We start from the raw sequence: 17,018 nt of genomic DNA, 5'->3' as shown, positions 1-17,018 counted from the left end.
AGACAAAGGAGCATAAATAGTCAGTGTGTAAGGAGGAACCTGCAGAATTTTCATGCTCTTTAAAAGATAACCTAAGCGATGGATAATATTTCTGCAATAGCTGTTTTTTCGTTCGTTCATGGCCATTGATAGGAAAAAGTTCCGTTTACGATGAACTATTGTTGGCTTAGTCCGGTCATATCTCCATGGACAAAATAATCCCTATCTGTTTTTCAGGAGAGACTCATCACTAAGCCGTTTGCTAAGCGCTCCGGAACCAAATGGACGGCGATAGTGGTCACTATCTTAACTCTGTTTTGTCTGGCTCAAAATAGTGGATTATTTAACTTGGCTCTTAATTTAGAGAGAGCACAAGGGGCGACGGCCGGGCCGTTATCTGTGTTGTATAGTGCAGCCTTTAAGGTGAGTGCTATTAAGCCCGGTGCAATCGAAGGCGGTAATGAGTTTAATAGCGGTTTATCTCAAGGCCCTTTATCTGATGTCGCGCTCTCTGGTGCCGCTATCTCCGGTACAAATGCATCCGAGGCCAGCTCTTCTCAGGCCGAAAGCTTCGAGTTTAAGCGCTGTGAACTCTCTGAAAAGTCGATGCGTTTATGTCTGGAAGACAACAGTGCCATAGCGCTGTTAGTCTTGCTGTTTCTTCTTCCTCTCTCTCCTTCGTTTGTCAGGGTATTAAATCGAGTACCCAAGAAAGTCTCATTCGTCAGATATCGGCGACTTCATCTTACACTCTGTCGCTTTCAGGAGTAGAACCGGCTTGAGTCACTTTCTGTTACCTATGGGTATTATTGTCTGTGACCTGAATTATTAGTCGTTCCTGCTATTAAGCTTTTTTATTAGTCACTTGTTTTTAAGTGTATGTTTATTTAAGGCCAGTCTCATCGATTGGATTTATTCTGCTTGTTCTGTATTTGCTACGGAATGGAGATGAACTTGAAGTATCTAAAAAACCTATTCGCGCTCTGTTTGATTCTGTTATCGAGCTCGGCGTTTGCGCAATCCACTCCCTGGATTGAAAATCCTAACCATCCACCGGTGAAACTCAGGTTGATGTTGACCGGTGAGTTTGACTCAGTCAATAAAACCTTACCTGCCGTGTTGGAGGTTAAGTTAGAAGATGATTGGAAAACCTATTGGCGTAGCCCGGGTGAGGGTGGCATAGCACCTGGCATTAAATGGGATAAATCGACCAATTTAAAGAGTGTAGACTGGTCATGGCCGGTACCTGAGCATTTCTCGTTGATGGGGCTGCAAACCTGGGGCTATAAGCATCATGTAAGCTTTCCACTGCTGTTGACCGTAAATGACAGTGATGATGTCGCTCAATTGAGAGGCAAGGTCACCCTGTCATCGTGCACCACCATCTGTGTGCTTACCGATTATGAGGTATCACTGGATGTGATTCCCAGTGAGCTGAGGGCCGACAGTGAGGCGATGTTTACCTATAACAAAGCCGTGTCTAAGGTGCCGCAGAAGGTCGAAAATGGTGTCGACTCACCGATTTTGATTGGCTGGGACAGCGGTAAGAGTAAGTTGGTGGTTGAGCTTGATGCGGGTCAATGGCGACAGCCTCAACTCTTGATCGATGGCGAGCCCGATACGGTGTTCACCCTTACATCTCTTAAAAAGAAAGAGAGTGACAGTGGGCCTGGTAAGCTTATTGCCACCTTCGATGGCAAGAGCTGGTTAGGGGCTCCGGAGGTGCTTGGCAAAACGCTCAATGTCACGGTCGTCGATAGTGAGCAGGCTCTGGAGTACTCAGATGAAGTGATACCGACTCAAGTTATTGAGGATGATATCTCGCTTATTAAGGTGTTACTTATCGCGCTGCTCGGTGGCCTGATACTGAATGTTATGCCCTGTGTACTGCCTGTACTCGGCATGAAATTGAGCACGGTAATCGCCGCCCCCGAGCTAAAGCGCAACGAGATCCGTCAGCAATTTATCGCATCGGCATTGGGTATTTTAGTCTCGTTCTGGCTGCTGGCCGGATTCATCTTAGTGCTTAAACTGACCGGGCAGGCGATTGGTTGGGGCGTTCAGTTCCAGAACCCTTGGTTTATCGGTTTTATGGCAATCGTGACCTCTATTTTTGCCCTCAATATGCTCGGCACATTTGAGATCAACCTGCCTTCCAGCCTACAGACCAAGCTGGCGACCACTGGCGGTAACAATAACCGGGGCCATTTCCTGCAGGGAATGTTTGCTACCCTGTTGGCGACGCCCTGTAGTGCGCCTTTCTTAGGGACTGCGGTGGCATTCGCCTTGGGTGCCGATACTCTCAGCCTGTTTGTTATCTTCACCGCACTCGCCGTCGGGATGGCGTTGCCCTGGCTGCTGGTAGCTCTGTTTCCGCAGGTGGCGAATTACTTCCCTAAACCCGGTCGCTGGATGAATATCGTTAAGGTGTTCTTCTCGGTCATGTTGTTGATCACCAGCCTGTGGTTAATCAGCCTGTTAAGCAATTTCGTTGCTTCGAGCATTCTGTGGTTATTCGCCGGGTTATTGGTGTTGATGTTTTTTGTCTTTATGGCAAAGAAACATGGCAGTGCTGCCGTGATCGCCAGCATTAGTCTGGGCATATTATTCAGTGCCGTTACCGCCTTTATGACCTCTGAGCAGTGGGCCAGACCTCTGCCCACAGACTTAGCCTGGACGCCTTTGAGTGAAGTCGAGATCAGTCAACAGGTCGCAAACGGTAAGACTGTGTTTGTCGATGTGACGGCCGATTGGTGCATCACCTGTAAGGCCAATAAGGCGGGAGTGATACTGCAAGACCCGGTTTATAGCGCACTCAAGCAAGCGGATATGGTGATAATGAAAGGGGATTGGACTAAGCCATCGGCGCCTATCACTAAGTACCTGCAGAGTCATAATCGCTTCGGTGTGCCTTTTAATGTGGTCTATGGCCCCAACGCACCCCAGGGGATAGCGTTACCTGAAATTTTGAGTACCAATGAGGTGCTATCGGCGATTGAACGTGCCTCTTCGAGGGCGATGGCGGCGACGCCCGCTGTGGGTGACACGGACTCCGAACAGTTCCGTTATGACTAGCCCTGTTTCTTTAAGGTGTGAGATCTCATAACGTTATTTATCTTCAATCGTTAAACTGAACCAATCGTGTGTGCAGGGGTTATTCAAGTAGCCCTGCATACCAAAGGAAAATCATGAAAGTTCTATCACGTTTTAATCGCGTTACAGATATGCTGTTTCAATCCCGTAAGGCTAAATTTGCCATGCTGGCCACCGTTGCCGGTTCTGTATTTTTTCTCTCATCACAGTTGATGACCAGTCAGCTTGCTCACGCCGACCATAGTAGTTTTACCGATGAGCAAAAATTGGAGATCAGGGCGATTGTTGAAGATGCATTGGTCAACGATCCTGAGCTGTTAAAGGAGGCCATTATTGCATTACAGATGCGTGAAGAAGATCAGATGAGCCAGGCCAGAGGTAGTCTGGTTGAGCAGCATCACGCGGGATTATTTGAGACCCAAACCGACCCATGGAAAGGTGCCGAAAACCCAGCCATCACTATGGTCTACTTTACCGACTTTAACTGCCCATACTGTAAGAAGCTTGAGCCTTCATTGGACAAGTTAATCGAAGATTACCCGCAACTAAGGGTCATCACTAAGATGGTGCCACTACAGGGTGAGGGCTCTCAGAAAGCGGTCGTGCTGGCACAAAAAGTATGGCTTAACGAGCCTGAAAAATACCACGCGTTGAAGGATATGTTGATGTCCAGCCCGCGCAGACTCGACGCCGATGCTATCGCTAAGGTGGCTAAACTAACGGATACCGAGCAGTGGTTAAGCAAGGATGATGACCGCGTCGTCAACGTTGTGCGTGATAATGTCTCCCTGATGAGAGACTTAGGACTAAGTGGTACGCCGAGTATGATATTTGGAGACACGGTTATTCCGGGGCTAGTCACTTATGAGGTGCTAAAAGAGCAGCTCGAAGAAGTGATCCAGGCTAAGGGCTAGGGGTTGAGTATTGAGGGAGAGTGACGATGAGCGATAATAACAGCGCCGATAACACTGATACTGAGCTTAAGCCGACTTTTTTCAGACGTGTCCTGGGTTGGGGGAGGCAGCTTGCTCTGTTGATACTGTTTTCCATGGTGTTCAGCGCGGGTCTGGATATGTGGCGAGGCAAAGATATCCCCAGAGATGATCTTCCCAACATTTCGGGTATTAGCCTGAAAGGGGAGAGCCTGGATATCGCCGCGCTGAGCAGAGACCAAGCCGTCTTGGTGTACTTCTGGGGCACATGGTGTCCCGTGTGTAACCTCGTTAGTCCAGCAGTGGATGTTCTATCGACGAGCTATTCAGTCGTCACGGTAGCGATGAATTCGGGAGCCGATGACAAGATGGTCAAATATCTCAAGCATAAAGAGTATGATTTTGAGGTGATTAATGACTCGAGTAATGACATTGCCAGAGACTGGTCGGTACAACTGACCCCGACCATAATGGTATTCAAGGATGGTGAACTTAAGCATTACACCACCGGGTTTACCAGTCTGCCTGGCATGTGGTGGCGAATGCTATTTACATAAATTTAGCTAATCGATGCGGTGGTCAATATCGATCACTGCATCTACCTCTATCTCTAATACCCATTCCGGATTGATGAAGCCGCTAACCTGTACCAGAGTTGTAGCGGGGTCTTATACCCAAACCACTTCAAGATGCAGGATTCAGCATGTCGAGAAGTGACAGAGTTCAAGGCATGAAATAGTAGGACTAGTTATTCTAATTCAATATTTCATAACGCAGAAAAATGTGACTTCTCGCCTTGCCCTTCGGGAGTTCCCGTAGAATACCTGCACTGCGTTAGTGATATCAACAAGGGAGTAACCATTCTCTCAATCACTGCCTTGTTCTGCTATCCTACGGGAGCTCTGAAACGAGCATCTTGAGGTAGCTTGGGTATATATGCTTAAAATATTTTCCATGGATCTCGGCCACTTTATGCCAGTCTTTAATATCTGTGAGCATGATACGGGTCCTGATGACATCATCTAAACTTGCCCCCGCAGCTTCCAGTGTGTGAGTGATAGTGTTCAGGCATTGTTGAGCCTGAGCCGCAGGATCGTTAGCTCCTACAATTTTCCCCTCCTTGTCCAGTGGAGCCGTGCCGCCAATGGCTAAGGTATTTCCGATTCGCACGGCTCGTGAAAAACCTATCATACCGGCATAGGGGCTTGAGCTTGGGATCTGGGTTCGGGACATAAAACACTCCTTCAGTAGGGGGGAGATACTGTTTTAAGTATGGAGGTAATTGCCCGTTTCGCCCTGTTTTTTAATCGGTTTTAAAACTGATCTCATAGTTTTCATTGATGGTGAAGCTGAGAGTCATCCCCAGCTCTGCCAATGGGCTCTCGTCGCCTACGTAACTCAATTGGCCCTGTGCCACGGTATCACCTGAATCGGAGAGGAGTTGGTAAGTAATAAGACCAACCTGCTTTTGTGGGGAGAAGTAGATCGTTTGGCGGCTTCTCGGTTTGATGGCCGAGAAGGAGAGGTCATTCGATGGAAAAGAAAAATTTAACGCCGAGTAGCTTTTACCTGACTGGTTATCAACCACGACTTTGGGAGATAGGAAATGATAAGCGATAGCGCTTATCATTATGAATAAACAGAGGCCGAACGCGATTCTTCTCTTCATACCTATTTCGCTGCGATGATTCGCTGTGATGATGACATCTCCAGACTAAGCTATTTTGCCTTCGCTGTGAAATCTATTGGGATCGAAAGGGCCGAGGTTGACGCTGGTTTTTGAGCCTGTGATTATTTCACTCACCAGTTTGCCGGAGATAGGCCCCAGGCTCAGCCCCATCATGGCATGCCCCGTAGATACCGTCAGGTTCGTGTATGGGTGACAGCGACCTATGATAGGTAACCCATCGGGAGAGCAGGGCCTGAAGCCGGACCAGAACAGACTCTGATCGATACTGTCAGCCCTGAATGCGGGCAGGTAACGACCGGCCGATTTTAGCAGCCCCTTAATCCTGTTTTGGCTGATCCCTCTTCGCTCCTGATTGGCCAGTACACCCAGCTCCATCGTGCCGCCGAAGCGGATCTCATTGTTAAATGGCGTGACGGCAACTTTAGCTTCACTCAGGATAAAAGGGGTTCTACAGTCAAAAGTGGCGGGCGCGCACTTATTGTCCGGGTCGTTACTTAAGGTGATGCTGATCCCTTTCCCCGCCTGAACGGGGATCTTCAACCCTAAGCTTGCGGCCGTTTGACCCGACCAGGCACCATTGGCAAGAATAAACTCATCGGCTTCGATGTTCCCCTTTTCAGAGCCCTTGGTATAGCCCGCCGAGACAAGTTTTCGCGGTCTGTTTTTGTCAGCTGTGTTATCTCCAGAGGGGCTAGTTAGCGAGTCGGTATTGAAGGATGTGATCTCTGCGTGCTCAATAAATTCGACCCCCCGAGTCTCGAGATAGACTCTTAAGCTATTGAGTAGCTCATAGGGGGCGATGTGTGCATCTTCCGGATAATGAGCCGCACCTATGACATCGAAATCGATATTGGGCTCCAGACATTTAAGCTCACTTGGGCTGAGCATCTTTGCATTTAGGCCCAGTCTGTTAGCCTGTTTGACGGTTTCGGCCTCCTCCTTCAACTCTTTCTCTGTCTTATAGAGCATTAACAGGCCTTTCTGATAAAACTGAAATTCAAGGTCCTCTTCATTGTGGAGCTCTTCGTAGAGGGCTAAAGACTTAAGGTTGATATCTAGGATGGCCTCTTGGGTATTTAAGGTGTGTTGCTTGGTGCATTTTTTAGCGAAGGACCAGAGCCAGAGTAAAAAGTCGAGATTGAGACTCGGGCGAACGAAGAAGGGACTCTGAGGATTTAACATCCACTTTAAGCCTTTTTGTATCATACCCGGCGCTGCCAGCGGAACGAAGTGACTGGGCGTGATATAGCCGGCATTACCGAAAGAGCAGGCCTTACCAATCTCTCCTTTATCTACGACTACCACCGACCTACCAGCCTTGTGTAGGTAATAAGCGCTACAGAGTCCGATAATTCCGCCGCCTATTACAGCCACCTCTTTGTTTTTATTTCGATTAGTTTCTGGATTCATCATCAGTGTCCCGGGGAGTCAATGGTGACAAACTACCTTGGGTGGGCGGTTAAAACTTGTTCTGAATCAATTTTTCACCAGAAAGTGATTTAACATGAATTATTTTGTAGATGAACACGGTCTGTTAATTCAATGTAACTACAAGGTTGTCAGTTTTGGTGTTTATCCTATAGTGATAAGTTAGTAGATGCTTGGTATAGATAGCTTTCGTGATTAGATTGGGGAAGATAAGCATGAGAAGAGATGTTTCACTGTTTTCGGGTTTGAATTTTTTGGTGATCAGGGCTCTGGCTTTGGTAGTGGCTTCGGCGTTTGCTTTGAGTGTCGGCGGGTCGGTCAGCGCCGAGCCGTTAAAAGTGGGTGAGATAGCGCCAAACTTCACAATCAATCAAATCGATAACACTCCTTTCAAACTTAGCGAGTTTAAGGGGAAGCAATCAGTCTATCTGATCTTTTGGAATACCTGGTGTGGCCACTGTATGAAGAAGGTGCCTCAGTTGATGACTATTGAGCGTGAGTTCGGTGAGCAGGTTAAGTTACTTGCGATCAATACCAGCTGGAGTGATTCTTTAGCCGAGATATCTCAATTTCAGGCCAGATTCGAGGCTAATTACGCCATCGCCTTCGATGATAATGCCGAAATCACCCATAGATACGGGGTTATGGGCACACCTACCGGTTTCCTTGTCGATATCAATGGGGTAATAAGACAGGTCGATGGGATAACCCATACGTTGGCGGCCAACATTGAACAGTGGAATCGAGTGTCAGGCACTGAAGGGAAGCCCGTGGTGCTGGCGGGGGCAGTGTGCGACAAGGACAGCTTATGTTAAACAAGAGTCTGTTAGAGAAAGGTATCTTAGAAAAGAGTCAGTTAGGAAATAAAACTGCTTTATTTCCTAACGACAAGGGGCTCACATCTGCCGGGGCTGCTAAGCGTGAGCATGGGTCAATTAAAGCTGAATTTGTGAGCGCCTATAATTCCGGACTCAATCGGCGTGCTTTTTTAAGGCAGACCGGAGCCGCGGCCGTGTTGCTCGGCTTGCTTGGGGCTAAACCCAGTGCCGTGATAGCAGAAGAAGCAGAGGACAAAGTAGAGAATGACAGGGGATTAGAAGACTTCAATGCCCATAGCCGCGGTGTTGTCGAGGCGGTGCAGTTGCAGCTATTTCCCGATGATGGCGATGGCCCTTCGGCCAAGCAGCTTAATGGATTTCAGTACCTGAGTTGGGCATTGGACGATCCTGAAAATGTAGCCGAGGGTGATAAGGCGTTTATTCTCAAAGGCGTAGGCTGGTTAGAGGAACAGTCAAAGGCGACTCAGGGCGAGAGCTTTATAAAATTGTCACTCATTCAACAAGATACGGTGATGAAACAGATTTCACAAACCCGGGCCGGTGAAAACTGGTTATCGTTACTGCTCTATTATCTCCTCGAGTCACTGACCCTGGATCCTGTCTATGGCGGCAATCCCGATGGTATTGGCTGGAAGTGGCTGGAGCACCAGCCTGGTTTTCCTCAGCCCGTTAAGGGAAAAACCTATTTAGATTTTAGCTAATATTATTCCCTCTCGGTTTCAGGTTTAGGCTGCATAACATATGAAAAATACTAACGAATTTGATATCTGCATCGTAGGCAGTGGCGTCGGTGCCGGTCCTGTGGCCCATGAACTGGCCAAGGCGGGTTACAGGGTTGGTGTGCTCGAGAAGGGGAAGTGGTTTAAAGAAACGGACTTCTTCAAAGATGAGCAGCTTGGACGTCATAGGGTATTTAGATCTCAATTCAAGGATGAGCGGCACACCTTAGAGGAGCCCAACGGTGACGGCACCTGGTCGAGTGAGACTACCGCGCAGTTTTGGGGCGGCAATATTGTCGGTGGTGCCTCTAACTTTATGAGTGGTTACTTTCATCGACTCAAGCCACAGGATTTCCGGTTAGTCAGTGAGTTTGGTGAAATAGAAGGGGCCAATACCGTCGACTGGCCAATCGGCTATGACGAGTTAGAGCCCTATTACACTAAGGTTGAGCAGCTTGTAGGGGTGTCGGGCAAGGTGGTTGAGCATCCTCACCTGGAGCCGCGTTCGACCAAAGATTTCCCCTTTCCTCCCACCGCGGAGCATCCGGTCGCTCAACGGTTCGATTTAGCCTGCAGAGCACTTAAACTCCACCCACTTCCCATGGCGAGAGGCATCTTGTCGGTGCCCTTTAATGGGCGTTTGAGCTGTGAGTATTCCGGCTATTGTGGCAGTTATGGCTGTCACTCAGGCGCCAAAGCCAGCTCCCGTGCGGCCTTGTTGGATAACGCCGTTGCAGGCGGCAATTGTGAGGTTATCACACAAGCCAAAGTGTATCGGCTCAATACTGATGAAGCCGGAAGGGTGAGCTCTGCTGACTACTTCGACAAAGACGGAGAATCAGTACGGGTCCTGGCCACCATTTTCGTGGTGGCCTGTTACTCCATTGAGAGCGCACGTTTATTGTTAAGCAGTACCGGAGTTAAGCACCCACAAGGCATAGGAAACAGCAAGGGACAGGTAGGTAAGAACCTGCACTGCTGCGCGGGTGGAACGGGTCATGGGGTGTTTAAACTCGATAAGCTAAAAGAGTTTGAAGCCAGGCAGCTCAAGATCCGGGGACCGTTTTATAATCGCGCCTTGCAGGATTGGTATGTGATCGATGACAGGTCCGTCTCTGACAAGCCGATAAAGGGCGGCACTTTAGATTTTGTGTTCGATCCGCCATCACCTACAGCGGAGACGGCAGGGCTCAAGTGGCAGGGGGATAATCTGCTGTGGGGCACGCCCCTAAAGCAGAAGATTAAGGCGCACTTTACCCAATCGAAAGACTTTAAGTTTGAGGTGTTTTGTGACTGGCTAACTAATGACGAGTGTTATGTCAGCTTAGACCCTGATGAGAAAGACAGGTGGGGCCAGGCTGTCGCGAAGGTGCGCGCAGGGTTTCACCCCCATGATGAGAAGGTCGCTCAATACCTGGTCGATCGCGGAGTCGAGGTGATGAAAGCCATGGGCGCAGACGAGGCCTGGGGCAATGTGTTTACCTCACCGACATCCAACCTGGTCGCCGGAGGCTGCCGTTTCGGTAATGACCCTGACACCTCGGTGCTGGACAGAAACTGCCGGGTACACGACTGCGATAATCTCTATGTCACCGATGGAAGTTTTATGCCTAATGGTGGTTCAGTCACACCGACACTGACTATCTATGCCAACGCGTTTCGGGTTGCGGACAGGATACTGGAGGAGATGAAGGTGCTAGAACCTAGAACCTAGAACCTAGAACCTAGAGCCTAGAACCTCTAACCTAAAACCTTCTCCGTAGGAGCGGCTTTAGCCGCGAAGCTGTCCAAAGGTTCCGGTTAAGAATTTATGGACCGGTGGGGGAATGGCTGGAGCTCCTCGAAGCTCGAAGATGCTAGGCTCTAGGAACGCGAACCTAGCATCTTCGCTCTATCATTAGTCTTCAAGCCATATCGCTTCTGTTGTCCTATTTTAAAAACTCGGTGATTGAACGATAAACTGATTCACATTCACTTTTGACAAGATCTTCCATGTTCATAAATGTGTGGATCATATCGGGGAAGTGGATGAGCTTAGTCGTAACGCCAGTTTTATTGAGCTTTTCAATATAGCTTGTACCTTCGTCACGCAGGGGACAGAATTCGGCGGTAAAGACCAATGTTGCGGGTAAACCATCGGTAAACTCACCTTGCAGCGGTGACGCTTTTCTACGATCATCTCCGGCATTAAAGTAGTTGTCGAAGTACCAGCCAATTTTCCCTTTTTGCAGTAGGTAACCCTCTGCATTTTGTTCAATAGATCTGCTCTGCATGGTGTAATCCAGACTGGGATAGATCATGACCTGTTTATCGATTTTTACTTGGTTATCGAACTGGGCTTTTGCACTGACACTAGCCACTAAAGCCCCGCCACCAGAGTCTCCGACTACAGCAAGTTGTTGTTGATAATTTACTTTGCGATTATCCAGTGTGGACCAGATATTTTTGACAACGGTGTAGGCATCATTAAGCCCTGCCGGGAAACGGCATTCGGGGGCTAAGCGATAATCTACCGAGACAACGATATGTTGTGTCGCATTGGCTAGCTTTCGGCAGATGGGGTCGTAGACTGTCACACTGCCTGCCATGTGTCCGCCACCGTGGAGGTAGACAATAACCGGTAAGGCTTTTTCCGGTGCAGGATGGTAGATTCGTACCGGAACATCATATTCATCATTAATAACCAGATCGTCTCCCACCCATGCGATCTCCGGTATATCAGTGACTAGTCCTTTGGTTAAGTTAGCTAACCCTTCACGGGCATTGGTTGCGGTAGGCTTAAAGCCATTTTCAATGAGTATGGCAATTTGTTGGTTAAAGTTTTCGAGCCAAGGCTGCAGTTTGTCGCTTACTTTACGCACTATTTTACTCCTATGCCGGGATCGTTTCTGTTTCCTATCTCGGCTTACTTGAGAACAGCTAGGTTATTTGAATTGCCTTCAATCATACCTAATGTGCTCAGGTTTTATTTTCCCGATTTTTCATAATTGTATTGCCGATGCAAGGTTCAAATCTGAATCAAACTGGCAAGCACACATAGCCTACCAGGTGTACTTGCCATTGCTACGACAATGTTTGCCCAAGATTAACCTTGAGAAGCCTGAATTGCCGTTAGGGCAATGGTGTAGACAATGTCATCAACCAAGGCTCCCCGTGACAGGTCATTAACGGGTTTTCTCATTCCCTGTAGCATAGGCCCAATACTGATGAGTTCAGCACTTCTTTGTACCGCCTTATAGGTGGTATTGCCGGTGTTCAGGTCTGGGAATACGAATACCGTCGCCTGACCCGCTACAGGGCTATTGGGAGCCTTAGATTGTGCCACATTTGGCATAACGGCGGCGTCATATTGAAGCGGACCATCTATGATGAGATCCGGTCGTTTCTCTTTAGCGATACGGGTCGCTTCACGCACCTTGTCGACATCGGAACCACTTCCTGAACTACCTGTCGAGTAACTGATCATAGCTACTCTCGGTTCTATGCCGAATGCGGCGGCCGATTCGGCAGATTGAATGGCGATATCAGCGAGTTGCTCGGCATTGGGATCTGGGTTAATCGCACAGTCACCGTAGATCAGCACCTGATCTGGCATCAACATAAAGAAAATAGATGATACCAGGCTGGCTCCCGGGGCTGTTTTGATCAGTTGAAGTGGAGGTAGTATGGTATTAGCCGTAGTGTTAACCGCACCGGAGACGATGCCATCGACCTGGTTTTGAGCGACCATCATGGTACCAAGGACCATGTTATCTTCGAGTTGCTCCTTTGCGACCACCTCGGTTAGCCCTTTATGGCTACGAAGTTCAAGCATAGGTTCGATGTAGCGTGCTCGGGCCGTTTCCGGCTCAATAATAGTGACCCCTTCTCCCAGAGTCACCCCTTGCTGTTTGGCAATACGTTCGATCTCTTCGGTATTACCCAGTAGAACACATTTTGCGATGCCGCGCTGGGCACAGATACTTGCAGCCTCGATTGTTCGGGGCTCATTACCTTCGGGTAACACCACGGTTTTACAGGCTGCTTTGGCCAGTTCGGTTAACTTGTATCTGAATGCCGGAGGTGAAAGATGATGTTCACGTGGTGAGTTTTCCGTCACGCTTTTAATCCAGCTTGGATCGATATGACTCGCGACATACTCCTGACACTCTTCGATACGTACTGCGTCATCGACAGGAACTTCATAGTTGAAGCGCTGAATATTCAGTGAGGTCTGCCAAGTATTGGTATTGGCGAGGAAAACCGGAAGACCGGTCTCTAAGGCTTGCTCACATAGAGTCATCACTTCAGGTTCGGGATCATAATTACCTGTCAGTAACAGGGCGCCAATGTTAACTCCGTTCATTGTGGCTAAACAGGCTGCGACGATAGCGTCGGATCTATCTCCCGAGGTGACCAGTAGTGAATCGGTTTGTAGGTGTGAGACCATGTTCGGAATACTTCTGGCACAGAAGGTGACCTTGCGGAGGCGACGGGTGCTCATCTCTCCGGCGTTGATAATTTTTGCATTTAGGTGTTTGGCTAGATCTGATGCCCTCGGTGCTACCAGATTTAAATTGTAGGGAACAATTCCCAGGACCCGAACCGGACTTTTACCAATAGGTTTAAACATGCTCGCTGTATTTAGACCTTGTGACCGTCTATTGTTTAACACCTCTGACATATCAGCTTGGATATGCCCTTCATCATCGATTGGTGCCCCTACTTTATTAATAATTGCGCCAATGAGGCGCTTGTTTTTGGCACCGCCCCAGGTGTTATGCGCTATCTCAAGGCGATGCATTAAGGCTGTCGTTGTCTCATTGCCTGGGGTGGCGACAAAGATGATATCTGCATCTAGGGCCTTTGCGATAGCGTAATTTATATCACCTGAAAATGGGTGGTTTCTTGTTTGTACCAGTCCCTCAACGATTAGAGTGTCCGATGTCTCGATATGTTCAGTGACGCGGGCAATAATCTGTTCCATCAGGGTATCTGTTTTGTTGGTACGGATCATGTCTTCGGCGTACTTCATAGAGAAGGGCTCGAGTGGGTTAACCGTTGGAGATTGACTCAGAATTGTCGTGGAACGTTCGGATCCCTTGTCGTGGGATCTTTGTTGGGCAATGGGTTTGAAGAAACGAATTTTTACCCCATGATGTTCAAATGCGCGAACTAAGCCCAGGCTGACAGAGGTCAGGCCTACGCTGGTTCCAATGGGGATGAGTATGATATTACGAGACATAAAGACCTCTTTGACTGCGCCAATTTTGCGCTGAATATTTCCGGAAACTCAGTCATCGCTGAATTCCTGGATTAATAAGCATGTTTTGTTATCAGAGTGATGCGTGGGATTATTTAATCAGTGCCATTGCATCTTGGGCGATAACCCACTCCTCATTGGTCGGAATAACTAAGGCGACAGGGCCACTGTCTTTCGTTATCTTCCCTCGATTGCCAAAGCGTGCTGCCTGGTTACGTTCGTTATCGAGTTCAAATTTGAATACCTCCAGTAAATTGAGGGTTTTTTCTCTGACGAGAGAGGAGTTTTCGCCTATTCCACCGGTGAACACTAAGGCATCTAATCGACCTAAAGGGACGGTATATGAGGCGATATACTTAGCCAGGCGATAACAGAATATATCCAGCGCTAAACTCGCTCCTTTATGCCCACGCTGGACAGCCTCTTCTATGCCACGGCAGTCATTGGTTAGTTCAGAGATCCCAAGTAAGCCGCTTTGGTTGTTTAGCAGGTGATTGACTTCATCTAAGGTGTAGCCGAGTCGATTAATCAGATGGTAGATAATTGATGGGTCGAGATCGCCGCAGCGGGTTCCCATCGCTAAGCCTTCTAACGGTGTTAGCCCCATCGAGGTGTCTACGCTCTTACCACCTCTGATCGCGGTTATCGACGCGCCGTTTCCAAGGTGGGCACTAACAATATTGGTCTCTTCGAGTGGTTTACCAAGAAGCTTCGCAGCTTCACGGCTGACAAACAGGTGGCTGGTACCGTGCATGCCATAACGGCGAATACTATTTTCACGATACAGCTTATAGGGAATGGCATAGATGTAGGCTTTTTCTGGCATTGTTTGATGGAAAGCGGTATCAAATACGGCGACCTGTGGAAGGGACGGAAATGAAGCCTGAGCCGAGCGAATTCCAATCAGGTGTGCAGGGTTATGTAACGGTGCCAAGCTGGCGCAATTCTCTATGCCCTGGACTACGGTTTCATCGATTAGTACGGATTGAGTAAATTTCTCTCCACCGTGAACGACCCTGTGTCCAATGGCCAATATCTGTTCTTTAAGATGTGGGAGATCAGATAAGATGATATTAACGATATATTCAACAGCTTCACGGTGTGCGGTAAATACACCTAGATCGGCCTCATGCTTTTCTCCGTTTACATTCCATTTAATACAGGCGTTTTCTAACCCAAAGCATTCGGCAAGCCCTGAGAGCTGCTCATCGCCGGTTAGCGCATCGATGACTGCAAATTTTAGTGAAGAGCTACCACAATTGAGAACGAGTACGAGTTTGTTGGACATTATTAAACCTTGTGAACTTTAGATAACACCTGCTCAATTGAGCAGGTGTTTCTTAAGATATTGAAGTGTGTAGACCGGGAGAGTCAGAAGATAAAAATATTAAGGTTGAAGTTGGCACAGAGAGTCAAAATCTACTCTCGCCTGATAATCGACGCCCGGAAGATCGAAGCCATTAAGCTGCATGAAGTCTGTCTTATAACCTTGATAGTCGCCTATTAAGGCAAAATTATCCGGCGCAATTTTAGCGATCAGTTTATCTACTTCATTTTGAACGCCAGCATCGAGCTCCCAATCATCGATACGGATCAATCGCTGGTTATCGACCGGGATAGCCGATTTATCGCCATAAACCCGCTGAGCAAACAGCCTTTGCATCTGTTCGATACAGCCTTCATGCAGTCCCTTCTCTTTCATGACTTTATAGAGTGCAAGGATATAGGGGGAAAATGCCGGGATATAGACACTGGCCTTGGTGACCAGGGCTTTGCACACCGAAACGTGCGCCGTTCCGCCAATCTTAGCCAACTTGTGATTAAGCATGTCGCCGGTAGCATGCAGGTGCGTCTTGGCTCTGCCTAGCGTTCCCTGGTGATAGATAGGGTAGGTACTCTTGGCGCCTATATATGAGTAGGCTAGTGTTTTACAGCCTTTGTCCAATACATCGGCTTCGGATAAGATCTCTATCCAGCTTGCCCAATCATCGCCCCCCATCACTTTCTCGGTGGCATCGATCTCTTCATCTGTTGCCGTACCCACTGTCATCTGTTCCATGGTATCGGTTTCGATATTGATAGTCGGTCCGGTTACCGGCTCACCGATAGTCTTGATTGATGATCGCCACAACTCTCCGGTTACCGGGTCGGGCCTTACTCCCGTTGCCAAGCTGTAGATAACAAGATCAAGCTTGCCGCCAAACTCAGACTTTATGTAATCAATAACCTGCTCTCGAGTCTGTGGTGAGAAGGCGTCGCCGACAAAGTTCTTCGCAATTAATCCTTGTTTCTCAGCCTCTTCACGGAAGAAAATATTGTTGTACCAGCCAGCCGTTCCAATACCTTTCTCACTGGGGCCACGTTCGAAGGATACGCCTATGGTATCCGCCGCTGCCCCCCCGAAGGCCAGTGAGATGCGGGAAGCTAAGCCGAAACCGGATGATGCACCTAAGATAAGTACTTTCTTAGCACCATTAACGATAGGCTTTTCAGCTTTTACATAATCGATCTGGTTAATAATGGCTTGTCTACAGCCTGTTGGATGTGCATTGCGTGCAACGACCCCTTTAACTACGGGTTTAATAATCATCATTTACTCCTGAATATAAAATTAATCTGCCTTGGGGGGCATTACAGTGGCCATGCCTTCGATAACCACCTTGTTGTGCTGGTTGATGCTGCGGGTCTTGAGCTTGACTATGTTCTTGTCTTTGATTATCTCGGCGACTTCGACCTCTGCGCGAATGGTGTCACCGATATAGACTGGTGCGATAAAACGCATATCCTGACCCAGGTAGATGGTTCCGGGGCCGGGTAACTTCATGCCCAGTACTGCCGAGGTCAGGCCGGAGACTAAAATGCCATGTGCAACCCTCCGACCAAAGACGCTTTTCTGGCCTGCTAACTCACTCACATGAACTGGATTTATGTCTCCGCTGATCCCGCAAAATTGCAGTATGTCAGATTCGCTTATGGTCTTCTCAAATGACGCACTCTGGCCGATAGTAAGCTGGTTAATTGTATAATTCATTGTATTTACTCATTTAAAATAATAAGCCATTGTGATTAAATGCTTTTTAGTCAATGGCTTAAAAT

General features: G+C 48.2%; 15 protein-coding genes. 7 read left to right on the top strand and 8 right to left on the bottom strand.

The genetic code is table 11. The features are described 5' to 3' along the window. Positions 1 to 273: 273 nt before the first annotated feature. From SSED_RS18590 to SSED_RS18575, 4 genes are all read left to right on the top strand, one after another. A complete protein-coding gene (locus SSED_RS18590) occupies positions 274 to 750 on the top strand; it encodes a hypothetical protein (RefSeq protein WP_012143885.1) in 477 nt (158 codons plus the stop codon). Positions 751 to 921: 171 nt separating this feature from the next. Further along, on the top strand, positions 922 to 3,054 hold the full coding sequence (locus tag SSED_RS18585; RefSeq protein ID WP_012143884.1) for a protein-disulfide reductase DsbD family protein: 2,133 nt from the start codon (positions 922 to 924) through the stop codon (positions 3,052 to 3,054). A gap of 113 nt (positions 3,055 to 3,167) precedes the next feature. Further along, positions 3,168 to 3,986 carry a DsbA family protein gene (locus tag SSED_RS18580; RefSeq protein ID WP_012143883.1) on the top strand — a complete coding sequence of 273 codons (819 nt, stop codon included), beginning with the start codon at positions 3,168 to 3,170 and terminating at the stop codon, positions 3,984 to 3,986. Positions 3,987 to 4,012: 26 nt separating this feature from the next. Further along, the gene (locus tag SSED_RS18575) at positions 4,013 to 4,561 is read left to right on the top strand and encodes a protein disulfide oxidoreductase (protein ID WP_012143882.1); all 549 of its coding nucleotides are present in this window, start codon (positions 4,013 to 4,015) and stop codon (positions 4,559 to 4,561) included. Positions 4,562 to 4,895: 334 nt separating this feature from the next. Here SSED_RS18575 and SSED_RS18570 read toward each other — a convergent pair whose 3' ends face one another. The 3 genes from SSED_RS18570 to SSED_RS18560 form a co-directional block, all read right to left on the bottom strand. Next, the gene (locus SSED_RS18570; protein ID WP_012143881.1) at positions 4,896 to 5,237 is read right to left on the bottom strand and encodes a Rid family hydrolase; all 342 of its coding nucleotides are present in this window, start codon (positions 5,235 to 5,237) and stop codon (positions 4,896 to 4,898) included. Between the two features lie 70 nt (positions 5,238 to 5,307). Continuing rightward, the gene (locus SSED_RS18565; RefSeq protein WP_150104362.1) at positions 5,308 to 5,673 is read right to left on the bottom strand and encodes a hypothetical protein; all 366 of its coding nucleotides are present in this window, start codon (positions 5,671 to 5,673) and stop codon (positions 5,308 to 5,310) included. A 45-nt stretch (positions 5,674 to 5,718) separates the two neighbouring features. Beyond that, a complete protein-coding gene (locus SSED_RS18560; RefSeq protein WP_012143879.1) occupies positions 5,719 to 7,107 on the bottom strand; it encodes an NAD(P)/FAD-dependent oxidoreductase in 1,389 nt (462 codons plus the stop codon). Between the two features lie 230 nt (positions 7,108 to 7,337). On the opposite strand from SSED_RS18560, the gene SSED_RS18555 reads away from it, so the two are divergent. Genes SSED_RS18555 through SSED_RS18545 form a run of 3 tightly spaced genes read left to right on the top strand, consistent with a single transcriptional unit; the run spans position 7,338 to position 10,394 of the window. Continuing rightward, complete coding sequence (locus SSED_RS18555) at positions 7,338 to 7,937, top strand: peroxiredoxin family protein (protein WP_012143878.1); 600 nt, start codon at positions 7,338 to 7,340, stop codon at positions 7,935 to 7,937. Then, complete coding sequence (locus SSED_RS23745) at positions 7,931 to 8,662, top strand: gluconate 2-dehydrogenase subunit 3 family protein (protein ID WP_012143877.1); 732 nt, start codon at positions 7,931 to 7,933, stop codon at positions 8,660 to 8,662. The genes SSED_RS18555 and SSED_RS23745 overlap by 7 nt, the downstream gene beginning before the upstream one ends. A gap of 40 nt (positions 8,663 to 8,702) precedes the next feature. Beyond that, complete coding sequence (locus tag SSED_RS18545) at positions 8,703 to 10,394, top strand: GMC family oxidoreductase (RefSeq protein WP_012143876.1); 1,692 nt, start codon at positions 8,703 to 8,705, stop codon at positions 10,392 to 10,394. 214 nt (positions 10,395 to 10,608) lie between these two features. Here the strand turns inward: SSED_RS18545 and SSED_RS18540 are convergent, their stop codons facing one another. The 5 genes from SSED_RS18540 to SSED_RS18520 form a co-directional block, all read right to left on the bottom strand. Beyond that, on the bottom strand, positions 10,609 to 11,541 hold the full coding sequence (locus SSED_RS18540) for an alpha/beta hydrolase (protein ID WP_012143875.1): 933 nt from the start codon (positions 11,539 to 11,541) through the stop codon (positions 10,609 to 10,611). Positions 11,542 to 11,765: 224 nt separating this feature from the next. Next, positions 11,766 to 13,904, bottom strand: coding sequence for a phosphate acetyltransferase (gene pta, locus SSED_RS18535; protein ID WP_012143874.1), 2,139 nt, complete (start codon positions 13,902 to 13,904; stop codon positions 11,766 to 11,768). Between the two features lie 109 nt (positions 13,905 to 14,013). Further along, complete coding sequence (locus SSED_RS18530; protein ID WP_012143873.1) at positions 14,014 to 15,210, bottom strand: acetate kinase; 1,197 nt, start codon at positions 15,208 to 15,210, stop codon at positions 14,014 to 14,016. Positions 15,211 to 15,309: 99 nt separating this feature from the next. Next, entirely contained in the window at positions 15,310 to 16,515 is a 1,206-nt protein-coding gene (gene fabV / locus SSED_RS18525) for an enoyl-ACP reductase FabV (RefSeq protein WP_223295924.1), read from the bottom strand. An 18-nt stretch (positions 16,516 to 16,533) separates the two neighbouring features. Beyond that, on the bottom strand, positions 16,534 to 16,953 hold the full coding sequence (locus SSED_RS18520; RefSeq protein WP_012143871.1) for a MaoC family dehydratase: 420 nt from the start codon (positions 16,951 to 16,953) through the stop codon (positions 16,534 to 16,536). Positions 16,954 to 17,018 lie beyond the last annotated feature (65 nt).

Source organism: Shewanella sediminis HAW-EB3, assembly GCF_000018025.1.
Taxonomy (GTDB): domain Bacteria; phylum Pseudomonadota; class Gammaproteobacteria; order Enterobacterales; family Shewanellaceae; genus Shewanella; species Shewanella sediminis.
This window is presented reverse-complemented; position numbering and strand designations above follow the sequence as displayed.

What these genes read in the sequence shown, in the direction of transcription:
- SSED_RS18585 (WP_012143884.1), top strand. Translation starts at nt 922, where the DNA reads ATGGAGATGAACTTGAAGTATCTAAAAAACCTATTCGCGCTCTGTTTG.
- SSED_RS18580 (WP_012143883.1), top strand. Translation starts at nt 3,168, where the DNA reads ATGAAAGTTCTATCACGTTTTAATCGCGTTACAGATATGCTGTTTCAA.
- SSED_RS18575 (WP_012143882.1), top strand. Translation starts at nt 4,013, where the DNA reads ATGAGCGATAATAACAGCGCCGATAACACTGATACTGAGCTTAAGCCG.
- SSED_RS18570 (WP_012143881.1), bottom strand. Translation starts at nt 5,237, where the DNA reads ATGTCCCGAACCCAGATCCCAAGCTCAAGCCCCTATGCCGGTATGATA.
- SSED_RS18565 (WP_150104362.1), bottom strand. Translation starts at nt 5,673, where the DNA reads ATGAAGAGAAGAATCGCGTTCGGCCTCTGTTTATTCATAATGATAAGC.
- SSED_RS18560 (WP_012143879.1), bottom strand. Translation starts at nt 7,107, where the DNA reads ATGATGAATCCAGAAACTAATCGAAATAAAAACAAAGAGGTGGCTGTA.
- SSED_RS18555 (WP_012143878.1), top strand. Translation starts at nt 7,338, where the DNA reads ATGAGAAGAGATGTTTCACTGTTTTCGGGTTTGAATTTTTTGGTGATC.
- SSED_RS23745 (WP_012143877.1), top strand. Translation starts at nt 7,931, where the DNA reads ATGTTAAACAAGAGTCTGTTAGAGAAAGGTATCTTAGAAAAGAGTCAG.
- SSED_RS18545 (WP_012143876.1), top strand. Translation starts at nt 8,703, where the DNA reads ATGAAAAATACTAACGAATTTGATATCTGCATCGTAGGCAGTGGCGTC.
- pta (WP_012143874.1), bottom strand. Translation starts at nt 13,904, where the DNA reads ATGTCTCGTAATATCATACTCATCCCCATTGGAACCAGCGTAGGCCTG.
- SSED_RS18530 (WP_012143873.1), bottom strand. Translation starts at nt 15,210, where the DNA reads ATGTCCAACAAACTCGTACTCGTTCTCAATTGTGGTAGCTCTTCACTA.
- fabV (WP_223295924.1), bottom strand. Translation starts at nt 16,515, where the DNA reads ATGATGATTATTAAACCCGTAGTTAAAGGGGTCGTTGCACGCAATGCA.
- SSED_RS18520 (WP_012143871.1), bottom strand. Translation starts at nt 16,953, where the DNA reads ATGAATTATACAATTAACCAGCTTACTATCGGCCAGAGTGCGTCATTT.